Origin of the sequence: Streptomyces auratus (genome assembly GCF_050433025.1) — a bacterium.
Taxonomy (GTDB): Bacteria; Actinomycetota; Actinomycetes; order Streptomycetales; family Streptomycetaceae; genus Streptomyces; species Streptomyces sioyaensis.
In genome coordinates this window covers 2473252-2486914 of sequence record NZ_JBNGCB010000003.1, presented here as the reverse complement: position 1 = coordinate 2486914, position 13663 = coordinate 2473252, and the positions used below count along the sequence as shown (strand labels likewise).

Genomic DNA, 13663 nt, shown 5'->3' with positions numbered 1-13663 from the left:
ACCCGCCGAGCGCCCGGGCTCCCGGCTCACCGCCGCGCTCCAGCCTCCCCACGCGATCAACGCGAGGAGTGAGCCCGATGAGGATGGTTCTGAAGGCCCGCATACCCACCCCGACAGGCAACGAAGTGATCCAGAACGGCGGTCTGCCGAAGATCATGGAGTCGGCCCTCGCCGCCCTGAAGCCCGAGGCGGCCTACCTGACCCTCGACGAGGGCGACCGGACCGCCTTCTTCTACTTCGACATGCAGGAGTCATGGCAGATGCCGACGCTCCTCGAATCGTTCTTCATGGACCTGCACGCGAAGGTCTCGCTGCAGCCGGTGATGACCATGGACGATCTGCGCACCGGCTATGGCGAGCTGATGAGCGGCACCTGAGCCACGGGCGGCCCGGGACCCGGCCCGGGCCGCGTCGCCCGCTCACTCCGGCGCGGTGTCCTCCGGCGCCCCCTGCGCCAGCCCGGCCAGCACGGCGAGCGCCTCGGCCAGGACGTCCAGGGGCGGTGAGCCGAGCGCCAGCCGCACGGCGTTGGGGGCGTGGGCCGGGCCGACGGCAAAGGCGCCGGACGGGGTGACGGCGATCCCGCGGCGCGCGGCGGCGGCGACGAAGGTGTCGGCCCGCCAGGGCTCCGGCAACTCCCACCAGCAGTGGTACGCCCGCGGATCGGCGCGGACCCGGAAGCCGGCGAGCTGTTCGGCGACGAGGCGCCCGCGGGCCGCGGCGTCGCTGCGCTTCGCCGCCTCGATCGCCGCCGCGGTGCCGTCGGTCATCCAGCGGGTGGCCGCGTCGAGCGCGAAGCGGGACGCCGTCCAGGTGCCCGACCGGAGGGCCGTCGCGAAGTCCGGCACCCCGCCCGCGGGCACGGTGAGGAATCCCAGGGACAGTCCGGGCGCGAGCCGTTTGGACAGGCTGTCGACGACCACGGTGCGCTCCGGCGCCAGGACCGCGAGGGGCGGCAGGTCGTCGCGGAGGAATCCGTAGATGGCGTCCTCGATCGCGTACAGGCCCAACTCCCGCAGGACGGCGGCGAGTTCTTCGCGGCGGCGGTCGGGCATCGTGAGGCCCAGCGGATTGTGCAGGGCCGGCTGGAGGTAGACGGCACGCAGCGGGGCGGCGGCGCGCAGCGCCTCGGGGGTCAGCCCGTCCTCGTCCATGGCGAGCGGGACGAGGGTGACGCCGAGGCGGGCCGCGACGCCCTTCACCACGGGATAGGTGAGCGCCTCGACACCGAGGCGTTCGCCGGCCGGGACCAGCGCGGCGATGGCGGCGGCCAGCGCCTGCCGGCCGTTGCCCGCGAAGAGCAGCCGGCCGGGGTCCGGCGCCCAGCCCGCCCGGGCGAGGTGGGCGGCCGCGGCCTGCCGGGCGGCGGGCGTGCCGGCGGCGCCCACCGGGCGCAGCGCGGCGGCCAGGGCGTCGGGCCGCAGCATCCCTTCGAGGCTCCTGGCCAGGAGCGCGGGCTGCTCGGGCAGCACGGGGAAGTTCATTTCCAGGTCGACCCGGGCCCGGCCCGGCTCTGCCAGGGCGGGCTCCGCCGAGGGCGCGGCGGAGCGGACGAAAGTGCCGCGGCCGACCTCGCCCACCGTCAGACCGCGCCGGTTCAGCTCCCGGTACACCCGGGCCGCCGTCGAGTCGGCGATCTGCCGCTGACGGGCGAACCGGCGCAGCGGCAGCAGCCGCTCCCCGGGGCGCAGCCGGCCCGCCGCGATATCGGCCGCGAGTGCATCGGCCAGCGCCCGGTAGTCGTACATGGCTCACTCCCCATATTGCCCCGAGTGCATTATTTTTATTGCACCGAGAGATTGCCCCTCATAGCATCGAGACGTCAAGCCGAGCAGAGGGGGCGTTTCCGTGGGACCGGTCTTCCGCACAGAGATCACCGTGGGCTATGAGGACGAGGGGAGCGGTGAGCCACTGCTCCTGGTGCATGGCCACCCCTTCAACCGATCGATGTGGCGCCCGCAGATCGCGCACCTCAGCCAGGCCGGATGGCGGGTGATCGCGCCGGATCTCCGGGGCTACGGGGACAGCACCGTGGTCCCCGGCACCACCCCGCTGGAGACGTTCGCGCGCGACCTACTCGCCCTGCTCGACCATCTCGGGATCGAGCGCTGCGTCCTCGGCGGTCTCTCCATGGGCGGCCAGATCGTCATGGAGTGCTGGCGGCACTTCCCCGAGCGGATCCGGGCCGTGGTGCTCGCCGACACCTTCGCCGCGGCGGAGACCGCGGAGGGCCGGGTCGCGCGCGACGCCATGGCCGAGCGCCTGGTCCGCGAGGGCATGACCGGCTATGCCCGCGAGGTGCTGGCCAAGATGGTGGCGCCGCACCACCTCGCAGCACGGCCCGAAGTCGCCGCGCACGTCATGGAGATGATGACGTCCACGCCCCCCGAGGGCGCGGCCGCCGCCCTGCGCGGCCGGGCCGAACGCCCCGACTACACCGCGCAGTTGTCGCAGATGCCGGTGCCGGCGCTGGTGGTGGTCGGCACGGAGGACACGTACACGCCTGTGAGCGACGCCCGCGAGATCCATGACCGGATGCCGGACGCCCGGCTGGTCCTCATCGAACGGGCGGCCCATCTGCCGAATCTGGAACGGCCGGACGAGTTCAACGCCGCTCTGGAGGAGTTCCTCCGCTCCCTGCCGGCGGATGCCGCGGCAGACACACCGGGGACGCCCGGCGGCCCCGCGTGAACCGCCGCCGGGCAGCGCCCCGCTATCCGGCCACCCGGCCGGAGGCCAGCAGCGCCGTGTGCGGCAGCACCAGAGCGCCGTCCTCATCGGTGAACTCCCGTGCCAGCACCGCGAAGTGGCGTCGGATGCGCTCGGTCACGGCCGGCCCCTGGCTGAGCACGGTGCGGCCGATGGTCGCCACTCCGGCCGCCGGTCCGCTCCACCACTCCTGCGCTGTCGTGCGGTGATCCCAGGACAGCGGCACACACTCCGCCCCCGCCAGGCCCGCGCCCCGCAGCAGAGCGGCGAGGCCGTCGGGGGTACGCGGGAAGTCCTCCTCGGGCGCGAGCATCGGCAGCGACGGCGGCCGGGCCACCCCGGCAGCCTCCACGGCACGGCCGAGCAGGGCCTGCCCCGGTGCGGCGGGGGCCGCCCAGACCGTCAGCGCGATCCGGCCGCCCGGCCGCGTCACCCGGCGCAGCTCTTCGAGGGCCGCCCGCGGCCGTCCGACGTGATTGAGCACGAAGTTGCCGACGACGGCGTCGAAGTACCCGTCCGTGAAAGGGAGTTGCGGCAGCGCGGCGACCAGGACGCGGGCGCCGGGCACCGACTGCGCGGCACGACGCGCCATATCGGGCTCGGCGTCCACGGCGGCCACCCGTGCCCCGCGCGCACCGGCGGCCGCGGCGACCGAGCCGGTACCCGTTCCGACGTCCAGCACCCGGGCGCCGGTGCGCACCCGCGCGGCGTCCAGCAGCCGCGGCACCGGGTGGGCACACAGCTTGGCGAAACCGGCCTCGTACGCCGCCGCGTTCCCCGCCCACACCAGGCGCTCGCTCTCGTCGAACGGTGTCTGGGGCACCGCACTCCCTCCCTCGGTCGGCACGTCGGTCGGCACCATCCTCACCGTCCCCCCACCCCCTCCGTGCCCCCGACTCCCTTCCACCCCAAGGGTGTTACCCAGCCGTAACCTACCGATGGGTTACCAGAGGTAAGGTGCGGACCTTACTCTCCAGTCAACTCGGGCCTGCCGTGCGCCCCCTCCTGTCCTGTGACAGCGTGCGGCCGGCCCGCTTCGAGATCTGGAGAGAAGATGAGGCCCTCCCGTACCACCCAGCGCGCCGCGGTCGGCACCGTTTCGGCAGCGCTGCTGGCCACCACGGTTCTCACCGTCGCACCGGCACAGGCGGCCACACCGCCCTCGGCCCCCACCACCGCGTCATCGGGCAGCTCGGCCCCGGTGCGGTTCGTCGACATCGAGGGCGACGGCGGGGTCACGCTCAAGGCGAATGTCTTCACTCCGTCCGATGCGGACGGCACCCGGCGTTACCCGGTCATCGTGCTGCCCACCAGCTGGGCGACGCCGCAGATCGAATACATGGCGCAGGCAAAGAAGCTGGCCGACCAGGGCTATGTGGTCGTCGAATACAACACGCGCGGGTTCTGGCAGTCCGGCGGGGAGATCGACACCGCCGGCCCGAAGGACGTCGCCGACGCCTCGAAGGTCATCGACTGGACCCTGGCCCACACCCCGGCCGATCCGCACAGGGTCGGGATCGCCGGGGTCTCCTACGGTGCCGGGATCAGCCTGCTGGCCTCCGCGTTCGACAAGCGGATCAAGGTGGTCGCGGCGCTCAGCGGCTGGGCCGACCTGGTCTCCTCGATCTACAGCGGCCGTACCGAGCACCGGCAGGCCGCGGCCTTCCTGGGCGGCACGGGTGAGCTGACCGGACGCCCCAGCCCCGAATTCCGCACGATCATGAAGGACTTCCTGGCCTCGAACCTGGACAAGGAACAGGACCTGATCGCGTGGGGACGCAAGCGCTCCCCCGCCACCTATCTCGACAAGATCAACGCCAATGGCGCCGCCATCATGCTGGGCAACGCCTGGGGCGATTCGATCTTCCCGCCCAACCAGACCGCCGACTTCTACGAGAAGCTGACCGGCCCCAAGCGGCTGGAATTCCGCCCGGGTGACCATGCCACGGCCGAAGGGCTCGGACTGCTCGGGCTGCCCAACGACACCTGGACCGACACCCAGCGGTGGTTCGACCACTACCTCAAGGGCGCGGACAACGGCGTCGACCGGGAGTCGCCGGTGCTGCTCAAGTCCCGTTCCACCGGCGCGTACGAGGGCTACAAGAGCTGGAAGGACGTGCCGTCCGGGCAGCGGCGGATCGACCTCGGCGGCAGCAAGCAGATCAACACCAACTGGGACTCCGGCGCCGACGGCGGCCTGGTCATCCTCTCCAGCCTGATGGACCAGTTCTTCCGGCTGCCGCCGATCGCCTCGATCCCGCTGCTGCCGCGCTCGGTGGCCGCGGTCTGGCAGTCCGAGCGCTATGCGACCGCGCAGCGCGTCCGCGGCACCACCCGGCTGCACACCACCCTCAGCAGCACCGCAGAGAGCGGCACCGCCATCGCCTACCTCTACGACGTGGGCCCGCTCGGCATCGGCAAGCTGGTCACCCACGCGCCGTACACCTTCCACGGCAAGACCCCGAACCAGCCCTTCGGCGTGGACCTGGATCTGTTCTCCACGGCCTACGACGTACCGGCCGGCCATCATCTCGCGGTCGTCGTGGACACCGTCGACCCGCTCTACATCGAGCACAACCCCGGCGGCGCCCGGCTGACGTTCTCCTCCCCGGCGGACGATCCGTCGTACGTGTCGGTGCCGGTGCGCGACTAGGAGGCAGATGGGGAGTTCACCGGGCCGTACCTGCCGATCGGCGGGTACGGCCCGTAGGACGCCCCTGCACCTGCCCGGACGCGGTCGTCGCAGACAAGGCTCACTCCTCCCGCAGCAACCGGGGCTCGATGCGCGCCCTAGAAGGAGTACGGGCCGAACCGGCCCCACGCCACGACAGCCGCGAGCGCGAGCAGCACCACGTTCACAGCGATCATCTGCACCTCGCCCCGGCGGGCGTGCACCACCACAGCGCCGACCATGACCAGCGCCAGACCCAGCGCGGCCAAGGGCACCAGCGCCGGTGCGATGCCGAGCACAGCCGGCAGACTCAGCCCGATCGCGGCCAGCACCTCCAGGGCACCGATCAGCTTCACCGTCCCGGCGCTCACGCCCTCGGTCCAGCCCATGCCCGAGGCGGCCAATTTCTGCTTCGGCTGGGCCAGCTTCATCATCCCGGCCCCCAGGAACGCCACAGCGAGCACGCTCGCAAGGACCCACAACAGATTGTTCATCGTGATCAGTACCCTTCGTAACTTAAAACTTTAACTGAAACGTAGACCTCAATCACTTCAAGATGCAAGTCATTCGAAGAGTCGATCACTTAACGCGTGAAGCTATACTCGCGAGCATGGAGACCCCGAAAGAGCCCCGATGGCTGGACGACGAAGAGGACCAGGCGTGGATTGCGCTGAGCAGCATGGTGATGCGGCTGCCTGCGGCGCTGGATGCGCAACTACAGGGCGACGCGGGACTGAGCCACTTCGAGTACCAGGTGATGGCCGGGCTGTCCATGGTCCCCGAGCGGACTCTGCGGATGAGCGAGCTGGCCGCGTTCGCCGAGGGCTCCCTGCCTCGGCTCTCCCAGGTCGTCGGACGGCTCGAAAAGCGCGGCTGGGTAGCCCGCCGCCCCGACCCCACCGACGGTCGCTACACCGTGGCCACCCTCACCGATGAGGGCTTCGACAAGGTGGTCGCCACCGCCCCCGGACACGTCGAGGCGGTGCGCACCTACGTCTTCGACGCACTCACCAGGGCACAGGTCCGCCAGCTGGCCACGCTCGGCCGCCGCATCGTCGGCGCCATCGACCCCCATCACCCCCTCGTCACCGGAACGGTGGACCGACTACGCCCCAAGAAGTGACCGTGCCTCGGAAGCCGGTCAGGCAGGCGCACAGCGTGGGCGGCCTCGCTCTCACGCCGACGGCGGACGGGGCCCGCCCGGCAGCAGGGTGCCCGGCTCCGGGGCGGCCACCTCGACGGCCTCGACCTTGGGGTTGCGCCGCTGGCGCTTGGCGACCCAGTTGGCGAACCAGGAGAGCAGCATGCACATCCCGATGTAGATCGGCGAGATGATCATGACGACGGGGATGAACGGCAGGCCGTAGTCGAGGTTGGAGGCGATGAGCTTGCCGGCGTGCAGGAATTCCTCGTAGGTGATGAGGTAGCCGAGCGAGGTGTCCTTCAGGGCGACCACCAGCTGGCTGATGATCGCCGGCAGCATCGCCCGGACCGCCTGCGGCGCCAGGACCTGCGTCATGACCTGCGTCTTGCGCATACCCAGCGCATAGGCCGCCTCCCGCTGGCCGCGGTCGACGGAGTTGATGCCGCTGCGGAAGACCTCGGCGAGCACCGAGCCGTTGTAGAGGGTCAGCCCGGCGACCAGCGCGACCAGCGGCTCCGCCTTCAGCGCCACATAGATGAAGAAGATCATGACCAGTACGGGCATGGCCCGGAAGAACTCCACCACCAGGGTGCTCACCCAGCGCACGAGCCGGTGCGCGGAGAGCCGGCCGGTCGCGAACACCGCACCGAACGCCAGCGACAGCACGGCCGCGAAGCCGAAGGCCCGGAGGGTGTTGCCGAGGCCGGTGAGCAGCAGCTCCTGAATTCCCTTGTAGGTGAAGGGAGTCCACTTCGCCGCGGTGAACTGGCCGGTGGCGAAGAGCAGATACAGGATCCAGCCGAGCACCGCGAGGATCACCGCCGTCGAGGCGATGCCGTAGAGCCGGTGCCGCTGCCGGGCCCGCGGTCCCGGGACGTCGTAGAGGGCGGTGGTCATCGGGCCACTCCGTAGTGCTTCTCCAGCACGTGGAAGACCGCGCTGATGGTCAGGGTGACGAGCAGATAGCCGACGGCGATCCAGACGAAGGTCCAGATGATGCTGTAGCCCATCTCGCTGAGGGGTTTGTAGACCCCGAGCAGTTCGACGACGCTGAAGGCGCCGGCGATCGCGGAGTTCTTGGCGAGCGCGATGAGAGTGGAGCCGATGGGCGGGATCACGGACCGGAAGGCCTGCGGAAGGACGATGTCGCCGAGGGTCTGCGGAAAGGACATCCCCAGGCTGCGGGCCGCCTCGCCCTGGCCGGTGGGCACGGTGTTGATGCCGGAGCGCACCGCCTCGCAGATGAAGGCCGAGGTGTAGCAGCCCAGCGCGAGGACGGCGAACAGCTTGAAGGGCAGCACCAGACCGAAGCGCGGCAGGCCCAGCACCACCGCGAAGAACAGCAGCGTCAGCGGCGTATTGCGCAGCACGTTCACCCACACCGTGCCGATGGCCCGCAGCGAGCCGACCGGTGCGACGCGGAACGCGGCCATGAGGAAGCCGAGGGCCAGCGCCAGCAGTGAGGCGTAGACGGTGAGTTCGACGGTACCCAGCAGGCCCTGCCCGTAGAGGGAGAGGTTGTCGAGAAGCACGTTCATCGGTCGGTTCCCTGTCGGGCTCAGGCCGCCGGGTAGCGGTCGATCGGGGGCGGCTTGGGGGCGGGCACTCCGGACAGCCCGAGGGTCGCGTCATAGGCCTTCTTCCAGCTGCCGTTCTTCTCGGCCGCGGCGAGGGCGTCGTCGAGGGCGAGGCGCAGTGCCGTGTCGCCGCGGGGGACGCCGATGCCGTACGGCTCCTGGGAGAACGGCTTGCCGACCACCTTCAGTTCGTCGGGCACCTTGGCGGCATAGCCCAGCAGGATCGCGTCATCCGTGGTGACCGCGGCGACCTGGTAGGTGAGCAGGTTGTCGACGCACACCGAGTAGGTGTCGTAGGAGACCAGGACCGCCTTGGGGTAGTCGGTCTGGATGCGCTGGAAGGGGGTCGAGCCGGCCGCCGAGCAGACGCGTTTGCCGGCCAGGTCCTGGGGGCCGTGGATGTCCTTCTCGTCGGTGCGCACCAGCAGCGACTGCCCGGCCATGTAGTAGGGGCCGGCGAAGCCCACCAGCTTCTTGCGCTTGTCGTTGATGGTGTACGTGCCGACGTACAGGTCGATCTGGCCGTTCTGCAGGGCGGTCTCGCGGTTGGCGGAGGCGATCGTCTTGAACTCGATGGTGTGCGGCGGGAAGCCGAGCGCGGCGGACATCATCTTGGCGATCTCGATGTCGAAGCCGGTGTAGCGGCCGGAGGCCGGGTCCTTCTCGCCGAGGTAGGGCTGGTCCTCCTTGACGCCGATGACGAGATGGCCGCGGCGCTTGGCCTTCACCCAGGTCGGGGAGGCGGGCAGCCGGAAGTTCTTGGCCACCGGGTACTGCGGGAGCTCGCTGCCCTTGGGGCCCTTGACCGGCGGGCTGCCCTCCCGGCCGCAGCCGGCCAGGGCCAGCGCGAGCACGGCGAGGACGAGGGCCACCAGGGCGCGGCGCAGGGGCGAGGAGTGACGGTGCGGCATCGCGGCGCCCCCGTTCAGTGCTTGAGGATCTTGGAGAGGAAGTCCTTGGCCCGTTCGCTGCGCGGCGCGGTGAAGAAGGCCTCGGGGGTGCGGTCCTCGACGATGCGGCCGTCGGCCATGAACACCACACGGTTGGCGGCGGAGCGGGCGAAGCCCATCTCATGGGTGACCACGACCATCGTCATCCCGTCCCGGGCGAGCTGCCGCATGACCTCCAGCACCTCATTGATCATCTCCGGGTCGAGGGCGGAGGTCGGCTCGTCGAAGAGCAGCGCCTTGGGTTCCATGGCGAGTGCGCGGGCGATGGCCACGCGCTGCTGCTGGCCGCCGGAGAGCTGCGCCGGATACTTGTCGGCCTGCGAGGCGAGCCCGACCCGGTCCAGGAGTTCGCGGGCGCGCCGCGCGGCCTCTTCCTTCTTCGTCTTGCGGACCTTTATCGGCGCGAGCATCACATTGGCCAGTACGGTCTTGTGCGCGAAGAGGTTGAAGGACTGGAAGACCATGCCGACCTCGGCACGCAACTGGGCCAGCGCCCGGCCCTCTTCGGGCAGCGGCCGGCCGTCCAGCGTGATGGTGCCCGACTCCACGGTTTCCAGCCGGTTGATGGCCCGGCACAGGGTGGACTTGCCGCCCCCGGAGGGCCCGATGACCACGACCACCTCGCCACGGCCGACGGTGAGGTCGATGTTCTGGAGGACGTGCAGTTTTCCGTAGTGCTTGTTGACCCCGCGCAGTTCAATCAGCGCATCACCGGCCATATGCAGACCTGCCCACTCTCATCCGTACAGCGCGGAGCCTGCAACGTACCGGGGCGAAAGGGGCACTTCTCCACTGACACGCACGTATGCGCATAGATGGGCGGATAATTCAGGGTGACGGGGGAACTCCCGTGCGCGCGGTTTCTCCGGGCGGCTGCGGGGCCGTCCGCCGGGGCTGTGGCCGGCGCCTGCCGCGACCGTCAGGTCTCGGAGACCTCGGCATAGACCTGGGACAGCTCGGGGGCGCCGGAATCGGCCCAGTCATGGCCCGCCGTCACCACGTCGATCTCCCGGCCGGACGCCAGCCGGACCACCGGCTGCCCGTCCGGCCAGACGTGCCAGACGGCGCCGCGCACCGTGCGGACCAGCACCGTGCCGAGGTAGAGACCGGCGTCGTTGCCGAGCCAGGGCAGCACCTCCGGATCGTCCCGCCAGACGGGCTGCAGCTGATCCAGCGCCTCCAACGACCGTGCGGAGTCGTCCAGTTCCACCCCCGCCCTGGCGGCCTGGGCCCGCAGCAGCTCGCACTCGGACAGCAGCTCCACGACGCTCTCGGGGTCGGCCCGCACCGACTCGGCCAGCGGTACGGACGGGTGGGCATGCGGACGCTTGCGCCACCTGTCCAGGAAAGACATGTTCATGGTGTGCAGGGTCCCACCCGACCTATGGCCGGGGCCACAGGCGCGCGGCGCGGACCTGGCCCGTTCGTCACCTTGACGCTCCCCCTCCGCGTCCCTAACTTCAGGGCGCCCGGATCGGATCCGCTGGAGTCCACGGGAGCCCCCTGCCCCTCGTCGGACCGGCTGGATCGCAGCTCTCCCCTGCCCGTTGGCGCCACCCGGAGGGATACCGACCGATGCGTGTACGACGAGCGGCCACCGCCCTGACCCTGCTGCTCACCGCGACGGCGCTGCCGGCCGCCGCGGCCGGCCCGGCCCGGGCCGCGCCCGCCGCCCCGCGCCCGCTGCCCCTGCCGGCGCTCTTCGACAACCGTGCGGTCAGTGACGACTCCCGACCGGGCGCGGCCGACTTCGACGGCGCGGGCCGCTCGCTGTCCGCGCAGGACCTGGCGGCGGCCGGCTGGACGCCCGGGAGCGTGCTGACGCTCGACGGCGCCCGGCTGACCCTGCCGCGTACGACGGCCGGCGCGCCGGACAACGTCGTGGCGCACGGCCAGCAGGTCGCGCTGCGCGGCCGGGGCGAGACGGTCACCTTCCTCGTCGCCGGAACGGGCGGCACGGCCACCGGCACCGGGACCGTCCGCTACCGGGACGGCTCGCGCAGCAGCTACGAACTCACCGCGCCCGACTGGCGGTCGGGGCCCCTGAGCACCAAGGCGGTGGCGCTGCCGCACCTCAACAACGCCACGGGCGGACAGTCGGCCGAGACGGCGCGGCTGTACGCGGTGAGCGTCCCGCTGCGGGCCGGGCGGGAGGTGCGGTCGGTGGCGCTGCCGACGCCGTCCGCGGCGGGTGCGCTGCATGTGTTCGCGGTGTCCGTGCGGGACACCGGGCGCGGCCGGACCGGGAGTTGGGCGGCGAGCACGGCGGGCTACCGGGCGGTCGGCCCCTGGACCGACCGTACGCTCCGGCTGGTGGTGCACAGCGGCGCGGGCGGCCCACGGGCACGCATACGGCTCGCCAACACCTTCGCCGCCGCGCCGGTGGAGATCGCGGCGGCCAGTATCGCGGTGCGCGGCGCGGGAGCGGCGGCGGCCCGCCCTCCCGTACCTCTGACGTTCGGCGGCGGCCACACCGGGGCCCGTCTCCCGGCCGGGGCCGAGGCGTTCAGCGATCCGGTGGACTTCACCGTCCCGGCCGGCACCGATCTGCTGGTGAGCCTCCATCTGCCGGGGACGGTGACGGCGGCGCCGGTGCACCAGGAGGCGGCCCAGCTGTCGTATCTGAGCGCGGCGGGCAGCGGGGACCGCACCGCGGACGCCGGGGGCACGGCCTTCCCGGAGACGATGACGAGCTGGCCGTTCCTGACCGGTGTCGACGTCGGCGGCGGCCCCGGCTCGGTCGTGGCGCTGGGTGATTCGATCACCGACGGGGTGAAGTCGACCAGCGGGGCCAACCGGCGCTGGCCCGATGTGCTGGCCCGCCGTCTGTGGGCACAGCATGCCGTGCCCCGCTACGGCGTACTCAACCAGGGCATTTCGGCGAACCGCCTCGTCACCGACCGGTATCCGGGCGACGGGGTCAGCAGCGACACCGGCGGGGTCAGCGCCGGGCATCGGCTGGAGCGGGACGTGCTGGCGCAGCCCGCGGCACGGACGGTGGTGGTGTTCGAGGGCATCAACGACATGCGCTGGGGAACCCCCGCCGAGGACATCGCCGCCGGCCTGCGGGCGCTGGCCCAACGGGCGCACGAGCGGGGGCTGCGGGTGGTCGTGGCCACCGTGGCGCCCTGTGCGGGATACCCCGACTGCACCCCGGCCGTCGAGGCCCGCCGCCAGGCCGTCAATGCCTTCGTCCGCGACCACGGCGGCGCCTTCGACGCGACGCTGGACTTCGACGCCGTCCTCCGCGATCCGCAGCAGCCCCGGCGGATGCTGCCCGCCTACGACAGCGGGGACCACCTCCACCCCGGCGACGCCGGACTCCGGGCGCTCGGCGACTCGGTGGACCTCCGGGCGCTGGTACCGGGGCGCCGCTGACGGCCTTGCGCTCCCCGTCCATGGGGCGACGACGGATCAGCCGCCGACGGCCTTCGCCCAGTTCTCCCCCACGGTGTGCAGCGCCTTGTTCAGCTGGGCCGCGGTCGGGAACTGCGGTGTGCCCTCGACCGTCGGCAGCCGGGCGGCCAGGGCCTTGTCGAGGGTGCCGTTCTTCGCCATGACGGCCATCAGCACCGGGCGGGCGTAGTCCACGAGGCGGAGGTTCTGGCTTTCCGGACGGAAGAGGTACTCCTCCCACAGGCGCGCCGCGGCCGGGTGGGGGGCGTCCTTGGTGATCGCCTGTGCGTAGTACTGCGAGAAGCTGCCGTCGAAGGGAATGGAGACCTTCCAGTTCACGCCCGTCCCGCGGAGCTGGTCCATGTGCTGCAGGCTGAGGTAGTCCCACTCGATGCTGATCGGTGTCGTGCCCTTGGCGATCGTGGCCGGGCTGGGGGTGACCCGGTTGTAGTTGCCGACCTTCGCGAGCCGGGCGAAGAAGTCGATGCCAGGCTGAATGTTGTCGAACGACCCCCCGTTGGCGAGCGCCGCCGCGTACACGGCGGCGAAGGCCGCTCCCGCGACCGTGGGGTCGCCGTCGATCGAGACCAGGCCCTTGTACGCCGGCTGGAGCAGATCCGCGAAGGACGCGGGGCAGGTCCGGACGCGGGCGGCGTCGCAGCCGATGGAGACGTAGCCGCCGTAGTTGTTGTACCAGCGGGCCTCGGCGTCCTTCTGCTCCGGTGGGATCTGGTCGAACTGCGCGACCCGGTAGGGGGCCAGCAGTTTCTGCCGCGCCGCGGACTGGGCGAAGGAGTCCCCGAGGTCGAGCACGTCGGGGGCGCGCGGCCGGCCGCGGTAGCGCTTCACCGCATCGATCTCCTGCTGGCTGTGGCCGTTCGGATTGTCGACGACGACCTTGATGCCGTACTTCTTCTCGAAGCCGTCGATCAGCGCGCCGTAGTTGGCCCACTGGCGCGGCAGCGCGATCGTGTTGAGCCTGCCCTCCTTCTTCGCCGCCTTGACCAGTGCCGCCGTGCCGCCCACCTCCGCGGCGGACTCGGCCCGGGAGGGCTCGACCGGCCGGGTGGGTCCCTCTTCCTGGCAGGCGGCGAGACCGAACGCCGCAAGGCCGAGTCCGCAGAGGAGGGCGCCTGCCCGGACCCGATGATGTGCCGTCACGACGCCTCCAGGCAGGGCCAGGTGGGGAGCGGTCCGCCGAGCGGGTGGAATGATC

At 71.4% G+C, this 13663-nt stretch carries 14 protein-coding genes; 5 read left to right on the top strand and 9 right to left on the bottom strand.

Going from position 1 to position 13663, the window contains the following annotated elements; genetic code table 11:
* The first annotated feature begins 77 nt into the window (after positions 1 to 77).
* Positions 78 to 377: a hypothetical protein gene (locus BKA18_RS30600; RefSeq protein WP_006602195.1), complete on the top strand. Its 300-nt coding sequence runs from the start codon at positions 78 to 80 to the stop codon at positions 375 to 377.
* 42 nt (positions 378 to 419) lie between these two features.
* On the opposite strand, the gene BKA18_RS30595 is transcribed toward BKA18_RS30600, so the two are convergent.
* Positions 420 to 1748, bottom strand: a complete 1329-nt coding sequence (locus tag BKA18_RS30595; RefSeq protein WP_366044773.1) for an aminotransferase-like domain-containing protein — start codon at positions 1746 to 1748, stop codon at positions 420 to 422.
* Between the two features lie 100 nt (positions 1749 to 1848).
* Between BKA18_RS30595 and BKA18_RS30590 the strand changes: the two genes are divergently transcribed.
* Positions 1849 to 2691: an alpha/beta fold hydrolase gene (locus BKA18_RS30590; protein ID WP_366044774.1), complete on the top strand. Its 843-nt coding sequence runs from the start codon at positions 1849 to 1851 to the stop codon at positions 2689 to 2691.
* Between the two features lie 22 nt (positions 2692 to 2713).
* Here the strand turns inward: BKA18_RS30590 and BKA18_RS30585 are convergent, their stop codons facing one another.
* The gene (locus tag BKA18_RS30585) at positions 2714 to 3571 is read right to left on the bottom strand and encodes a class I SAM-dependent methyltransferase (RefSeq protein ID WP_366044775.1); all 858 of its coding nucleotides are present in this window, start codon (positions 3569 to 3571) and stop codon (positions 2714 to 2716) included.
* 192 nt (positions 3572 to 3763) lie between these two features.
* On the opposite strand from BKA18_RS30585, the gene BKA18_RS30580 reads away from it, so the two are divergent.
* Entirely contained in the window at positions 3764 to 5362 is a 1599-nt protein-coding gene (locus BKA18_RS30580; protein WP_366044776.1) for a CocE/NonD family hydrolase, read from the top strand.
* A gap of 137 nt (positions 5363 to 5499) precedes the next feature.
* Here BKA18_RS30580 and BKA18_RS30575 read toward each other — a convergent pair whose 3' ends face one another.
* The gene (locus BKA18_RS30575) at positions 5500 to 5874 is read right to left on the bottom strand and encodes a DoxX family protein (protein ID WP_366044777.1); all 375 of its coding nucleotides are present in this window, start codon (positions 5872 to 5874) and stop codon (positions 5500 to 5502) included.
* A gap of 116 nt (positions 5875 to 5990) precedes the next feature.
* Here BKA18_RS30575 and BKA18_RS30570 point away from each other — a divergent pair, with 116 nt between their 5' ends.
* Entirely contained in the window at positions 5991 to 6503 is a 513-nt protein-coding gene (locus tag BKA18_RS30570; RefSeq protein WP_366044778.1) for a MarR family winged helix-turn-helix transcriptional regulator, read from the top strand.
* A 51-nt stretch (positions 6504 to 6554) separates the two neighbouring features.
* Here the strand turns inward: BKA18_RS30570 and BKA18_RS30565 are convergent, their stop codons facing one another.
* From BKA18_RS30565 to BKA18_RS30545, 5 genes are all read right to left on the bottom strand, one after another.
* On the bottom strand, positions 6555 to 7421 hold the full coding sequence (locus BKA18_RS30565; RefSeq protein WP_006602200.1) for an amino acid ABC transporter permease: 867 nt from the start codon (positions 7419 to 7421) through the stop codon (positions 6555 to 6557).
* On the bottom strand, positions 7418 to 8062 hold the full coding sequence (locus BKA18_RS30560) for an amino acid ABC transporter permease (protein WP_366044779.1): 645 nt from the start codon (positions 8060 to 8062) through the stop codon (positions 7418 to 7420). The genes BKA18_RS30565 and BKA18_RS30560 overlap by 4 nt, the downstream gene beginning before the upstream one ends.
* 20 nt (positions 8063 to 8082) lie before the next feature.
* Positions 8083 to 9012 carry a glutamate ABC transporter substrate-binding protein gene (locus tag BKA18_RS30555; protein WP_366044780.1) on the bottom strand — a complete coding sequence of 310 codons (930 nt, stop codon included), beginning with the start codon at positions 9010 to 9012 and terminating at the stop codon, positions 8083 to 8085.
* A gap of 14 nt (positions 9013 to 9026) precedes the next feature.
* Entirely contained in the window at positions 9027 to 9770 is a 744-nt protein-coding gene (locus tag BKA18_RS30550) for an amino acid ABC transporter ATP-binding protein (RefSeq protein ID WP_366044781.1), read from the bottom strand.
* A gap of 200 nt (positions 9771 to 9970) precedes the next feature.
* Positions 9971 to 10411: a DUF6278 family protein gene (locus BKA18_RS30545; protein ID WP_006602204.1), complete on the bottom strand. Its 441-nt coding sequence runs from the start codon at positions 10409 to 10411 to the stop codon at positions 9971 to 9973.
* A gap of 215 nt (positions 10412 to 10626) precedes the next feature.
* On the opposite strand from BKA18_RS30545, the gene BKA18_RS30540 reads away from it, so the two are divergent.
* Positions 10627 to 12429, top strand: a complete 1803-nt coding sequence (locus BKA18_RS30540; RefSeq protein ID WP_366044782.1) for an SGNH/GDSL hydrolase family protein — start codon at positions 10627 to 10629, stop codon at positions 12427 to 12429.
* Between the two features lie 36 nt (positions 12430 to 12465).
* Here the strand turns inward: BKA18_RS30540 and BKA18_RS30535 are convergent, their stop codons facing one another.
* Positions 12466 to 13608, bottom strand: coding sequence for an ABC transporter substrate-binding protein (locus BKA18_RS30535; protein ID WP_366044783.1), 1143 nt, complete (start codon positions 13606 to 13608; stop codon positions 12466 to 12468).
* Between the last annotated feature and the right edge of the window lie 55 nt (positions 13609 to 13663).

Coding starts and splice junctions, on each gene's coding strand:
- BKA18_RS30585 (WP_366044775.1), bottom strand. CDS start 3,571: ATGGTGCCGACCGACGTGCCGACCGAGGGAGGGAGTGCGGTGCCCCAG.
- BKA18_RS30540 (WP_366044782.1), top strand. CDS start 10,627: ATGCGTGTACGACGAGCGGCCACCGCCCTGACCCTGCTGCTCACCGCG.
- BKA18_RS30580 (WP_366044776.1), top strand. CDS start 3,764: ATGAGGCCCTCCCGTACCACCCAGCGCGCCGCGGTCGGCACCGTTTCG.
- BKA18_RS30545 (WP_006602204.1), bottom strand. CDS start 10,411: ATGAACATGTCTTTCCTGGACAGGTGGCGCAAGCGTCCGCATGCCCAC.
- BKA18_RS30565 (WP_006602200.1), bottom strand. CDS start 7,421: ATGACCACCGCCCTCTACGACGTCCCGGGACCGCGGGCCCGGCAGCGG.
- BKA18_RS30555 (WP_366044780.1), bottom strand. CDS start 9,012: ATGCCGCACCGTCACTCCTCGCCCCTGCGCCGCGCCCTGGTGGCCCTC.
- BKA18_RS30595 (WP_366044773.1), bottom strand. CDS start 1,748: ATGTACGACTACCGGGCGCTGGCCGATGCACTCGCGGCCGATATCGCG.
- BKA18_RS30575 (WP_366044777.1), bottom strand. CDS start 5,874: ATGAACAATCTGTTGTGGGTCCTTGCGAGCGTGCTCGCTGTGGCGTTC.
- BKA18_RS30550 (WP_366044781.1), bottom strand. CDS start 9,770: ATGGCCGGTGATGCGCTGATTGAACTGCGCGGGGTCAACAAGCACTAC.
- BKA18_RS30560 (WP_366044779.1), bottom strand. CDS start 8,062: ATGAACGTGCTTCTCGACAACCTCTCCCTCTACGGGCAGGGCCTGCTG.
- BKA18_RS30600 (WP_006602195.1), top strand. CDS start 78: ATGAGGATGGTTCTGAAGGCCCGCATACCCACCCCGACAGGCAACGAA.
- BKA18_RS30570 (WP_366044778.1), top strand. CDS start 5,991: ATGGAGACCCCGAAAGAGCCCCGATGGCTGGACGACGAAGAGGACCAG.